The sequence below is a fragment of the Phenylobacterium sp. Root700 genome (genome assembly GCF_001429025.1).
GTDB lineage: Bacteria > Pseudomonadota > Alphaproteobacteria > Caulobacterales > Caulobacteraceae > Phenylobacterium.
In genome coordinates this window covers 401,187-405,722 of record NZ_LMHT01000034.1, presented here as the reverse complement: position 1 = coordinate 405,722, position 4,536 = coordinate 401,187, and the positions used below count along the sequence as shown (strand labels likewise).

At 66.6% G+C, this 4,536-nt stretch carries 4 protein-coding genes; 3 read left to right on the top strand and 1 reads right to left on the bottom strand.

All coding sequences use genetic code 11. The annotated features are described in order from the left end of the window. Positions 1-199 precede the first annotated feature (199 nt). Together ASE02_RS19675 and ASE02_RS19670 are read left to right on the top strand one after the other, a co-directional pair. Positions 200-757 carry a PadR family transcriptional regulator gene (locus tag ASE02_RS19675; RefSeq protein WP_235536764.1) on the top strand — a complete coding sequence of 186 codons (558 nt, stop codon included), beginning with the start codon at positions 200-202 and terminating at the stop codon, positions 755-757. 2 nt (positions 758-759) lie between these two features. Then, positions 760-1,059: a DUF2218 domain-containing protein gene (locus tag ASE02_RS19670; RefSeq protein ID WP_056736561.1), complete on the top strand. Its 300-nt coding sequence runs from the start codon at positions 760-762 to the stop codon at positions 1,057-1,059. 6 nt (positions 1,060-1,065) lie between these two features. Here the strand turns inward: ASE02_RS19670 and ASE02_RS19665 are convergent, their stop codons facing one another. Next, the gene (locus ASE02_RS19665; RefSeq protein ID WP_056736559.1) at positions 1,066-2,061 is read right to left on the bottom strand and encodes a phytase; all 996 of its coding nucleotides are present in this window, start codon (positions 2,059-2,061) and stop codon (positions 1,066-1,068) included. Between the two features lie 202 nt (positions 2,062-2,263). On the opposite strand from ASE02_RS19665, the gene ASE02_RS19660 reads away from it, so the two are divergent. Continuing rightward, the gene (locus ASE02_RS19660) at positions 2,264-4,513 is read left to right on the top strand and encodes a TonB-dependent siderophore receptor (RefSeq protein WP_056736557.1); all 2,250 of its coding nucleotides are present in this window, start codon (positions 2,264-2,266) and stop codon (positions 4,511-4,513) included. Positions 4,514-4,536: the final 23 nt, after the last annotated feature.

The following is a 4,536-nucleotide window of genomic DNA, read 5'->3' as shown; positions in this document are numbered from 1 at the left end:
GCGAGGTCGAAAAGTGTCACGGATGTCTCCGAACACCCGTCACCGATGTCTCCGGTCTGAACATCTCCCGAGGGAGAGGAGGGGAGTTCGATCATCGTGAATTCAAAAACTATCTAGATATATCTTGAGTTTCGATCCGATCGCGATATATCTTGAAAATCGACATATCTAAATAGGATCTAAAATGTATCGACATCACATGAAACGACATGAACACGAGCACCGCAGCCGCGGTTCGTTCGGCGGCTTTGGCCGTGGCGGCGAACACCGTGGGCATGGCCCGCGCGGCGACGGCCGGATCGGCCGTCTGCTGGAGCATGGCGACCTGCGCTTCGTCATCCTGGCCCTGCTGAAGGACAAGCCCGGTCACGGCTATGAACTGATCCGCGCCCTGGAAGAGCGCACCGGCGGCGCCTATCGCCCCAGCCCGGGCGTGATCTATCCGACCCTGAGCCTGCTCGAGGACGAAGGCTTCGTTCGTCAGACCGGCGCCGAGGGCGGTCGTAAGGCCTACGAAGTCACCGAGGCCGGTTCCGAGGCCCTCGAAAAGAACCGCCCGGCGGTCGACGCCGTCTTTGGGCGGCTGGACGAAGCGGCCCGTTCCTCGCCGCGTTCCTCGCCCCGCGTCGAGCGCGCCATGCAGAACCTCGGCGTGGCCTTGCGGTTGCGCCTGCAGGGCGAACGTCCCAGCGACGAACAGATCGACGTCATCGCCGCGGCGCTCGACGAGGCCGCCGCCAAGATCGAAAGGGTCTGAGCATGGAGACCAGGCTGAAATCCAGCGCCACGATCCCCACGACCGAAGCCCAGCGCTACATGGTGCAGCTCTGCAAGCACTTCGGCCACAAGGTCCCCGCCACCTTCGAGGGGCAGGAAGGGCGCATCACCTTCGAGATGGGCGAGGCGGCGATGCGCGCCTCGCCCGAGACCCTGATGATCATCAGCCAGGCCGCCGACCCCGAGGGGCTGGGCCGTCTGGAACAGGTGATGGCCAGCCATCTCAAGCGCTTCGCCTTCCGCGAACCCGATCTCGCGGTCGACTGGCGCCGAGGGGCTTAAGGTCCTTTAGCGGATCGCCAAGGCCGCCTTCACCGCGCGCCAGTCCACCAGTTTGAAGTTCTGGCGCGTGCGGGCGGTCGAGGGCGCCTCGCCCTCGGTGTCGGCGTCGTCCTGCACCACGATCAAACCCTCGGGGAACGCCCCCACCGGTCCGCCCAGCGCGGCCAAGCCATCGGTGCCGGTCACCGGATCAGCGCCCGCGCCCCCAACCACCGAGAAGCGTCCGGCGTAGGCGGCCTGCGGGCCGTCAACCCGCCAGACCGCAAAGGCGCTGTCGCCCTGGCTGGAGGCGAGCAGGTAGGTCTTGCCGCCTTCGCGCAGCAGGGTCAGCCCCTCGACGTCCGGCTTCAGGATCTCCGACGGCGCCCCGGCCAACAGGGTGCGGGCCGGGCCGCTGGCGGGGGCGAGCTCGTAGCGCCAGATCCCCTTGGCCTCTTCGGCGATGAAGAGGGTCCCGGTCGCATCGTCGATCACGCAGCCTTCGGACTGCGAGCCGACCGCGAAGGTCCGGGTCAGGATTAGGTTCGGCTTGCCGTCCTGAGCCGTGACGGTGAACTGGGCGATGTCGCCGTCCTTGCCGACCATCACGGCGATGGTGTCGCCACCCAGGCGCCCCATGCAGAAACCATAAGGCTCGCTGACCTGCACCGGCGTCATGCCCCAGGGCGTGACATTCAGGGTGTCGGGATCAAGCAGGAAGAAGGCGATCCCCATCCGCTTGCGGTCGCTGGCGCCGACCAGGACCTGCTCGCGGCCCGCGACCTGGAAGCCCTCGCGCAGGTCGACATTGTTCAGCGGCCCCTCGGGCAGGAACTGACGGTCCTTGCCGTCCAGGCCGTAGACATAGAGCCCGGCCTGTTTGTCGGTGCCAAAGATCACGCCGCGCGAGGGATCGCGCCGATCGACCCAGATCTCCGGGTCGTCGGCGGCGTCGCGGACCTCTGTGCCGACGGCGGCGGTCTCGCCGGCCGCAGGCACGGGGACGCCTGTCCCGATGGTCATGCCGCCTGAGTCCGAGACGCTCTCTGGATCAATGGCCGCGCAGGATGCTCCGAGAACGGACATTGCAAGGATTGACGCAAAACTGATAAAAAATTGCCGAGAAACCGTCACTGGCCCCACTCCGTGCGCAAGATATATCCCCTGCGCTGCAAATCATGCTGCGCGGGGTCGGGTCAACCGCCCCCGCACGTCGGGGGACTTCATGACGCGACTTTCTCTTCTTGCTTGCGCGGCGCTGGCGCCGCTCGCCTTGGCTACGCCCGCCTTCGCCGATGACGACGCCACGCCGGTGTCCGAACTGATCGTCACCGGCGAGATCGCCTTCCGCGATCGCACCGAGACGGTGGCGCCGACGCTCTCCTACGGCCTGGAATATTTCCAGCGCTTCGAGCCGCTGACCGCCGGCGACGCCATGAAGCGCGTGCCCAGCGTCGCCTTCCTGTCCGACATCCTGGAATCGGACGGCGCGCGGCTGCGTGGTCTGGATTCCGGCTACACCCAGATCCTGATCAACGGCGAGCGAGTGCCCGGCGCCGGCCTCGACCGCTCGTTCTTCGTCGACCGGATCCCCGCCGAGATGATCGAGCGGATCGAGGTGGTCCGGTCGGCCTCCGCCAACCGCAGCGGCGACGCCGTGGCCGGCGCCCTGAACATCGTGCTGCGCGACAGCCAGTCGCTGGACGGCGGCTATTTGCGCGCCGGGGCCATCCTGCTGGATGACGGCCGGGTGCGCGAAACGCTGGGCGGCGTCTGGTCGGGGGATCTCGGTCCTGGCCGGCTGCTGGTCGGCGCCAGCCTGCAAGGCCGCCGCAACCCCAAGGTCAAGCAGAGCTTCCGCTATGACGAACCCGGCGGGACGCTCGACAATATCGAGCTTCAGACCGACACCCGCAACGGCACGGACTATTCGCTGAACGCCGCCTACGAGGTTCCGGTGGCCGGCGGCGATCTGCAGCTGTCGGGGCTGTTCGTCCGCACCGACCGTCGGGAGGACGAGGATTCCTACGAGTACCAGGGCGGGCGCGTGCGCAACGCCGACCTGCTGACCACCAACGACAACAATGTCGACATCATCACCGACAACTGGTCGCTGAACGCCAAGTTCACCCGTGACATGTTCGGCGGCAAGACCCGCTTCAAGGCCGGCTACGCGGTCTTCGACGACCAGCAGGACGAGGTCGAGGAAGAGTACGAGTACCTGCGTGACACCAATCCCTTCCCGGACGCCGATCGTTTCACCGGCGACCTCACCCACTCGCGCCTGAAGGACAAGGAGCTGTCGCTGCAGGTCGAGCATGAGCGCGAGCTGGGCTTCGCCACCCTCGAGGTCGGCCTGCATTTCGTCGACAAGTCGCGCGACACGCAGATCCTCACCGACCGCAACCGCGTGACCATCCCCAATCCGCCCGCCGTGCGTCCGACCCTGCCGGGCGCGTACGGCCCCTTCCTGCCGGAAGCCGGCGGGGTGAACGACATCCAGGAAACCCGGCTCGATCCCTATGCGATGTTGTCGGGCGGCGAGGGCTCGCTGAAGTGGGAAGCTGGCCTGCGTTACGAGACCACGCAGACCAAGATCGACGACCAGACCGCGCCGGCCGCGCGCCAGCATGTCGAGAACGATTACGGCATCCTGCTGCCCTCGGCTCACCTGCGCTACAGCCTGAGCGCTGACGACCGCCTCAGCGCCTCGGTGGCCCGCACCGTGCGCCGGCCGGGCTTTGACCAGCTTTCGCCGGCCATTCTGCTGGCCGAGCAGGGCGACAACGACTTCATCGGCAATCCGGAACTGGACCCCGAAACCGCCTGGGGCCTGGACGTCGGCTATGAGCGCCGGCTGGGAAAACGCGGCGTGGCGGGCGTCAACGTCTTCTATCGCAAGGTCTCCGACCTGATCGAGGTCGCCAACACCGGCGTCGTCGGCAGCGAGGGGGCCGGGACCTTCGTCCTCACCCCGCGCAACGCCGGGGACGGATCGGTCTGGGGTGTCGAGTTCGACCTCTCGACCCCGCTGACCATGTTCGGCCTGGAGCACACCGGGGTGTTCCTGAACTACTCCTGGCTCGACAGCGATATCGACGACGACTTCGGCTCGCGCCGGTTCAACAGCCAGTCGGACTATGTGTTCAACGTCGGCTTCATCCAGGACCTGCCGACCTGGGGCGCGGCCTTCGGCGCCACCTACCGCAAGCAGGGCGACGCCTATGGCCGGATGGTCGGCGAGGAGGTCAGCACCTCCTACGGCGCCGACCTGGAGGTGTTCGTCGAGAAGCGCTTCGGCGAGAACTTCGTCCTGCGCCTGACCGGCTCGAACCTGCTGAACGCCAGCAAGGACGAGGTGTTCAACAAGTTCACCACCCTGGCCGACCAGAAGGCCCGGAACTTCGACGAATACGAGATCGAGACCGAGGAGGCCGGTCCGGTGTTCCAACTGGTCGGGCGGTTGGCGTTCTAGCTCTCCAGCGGCGAACACCGATG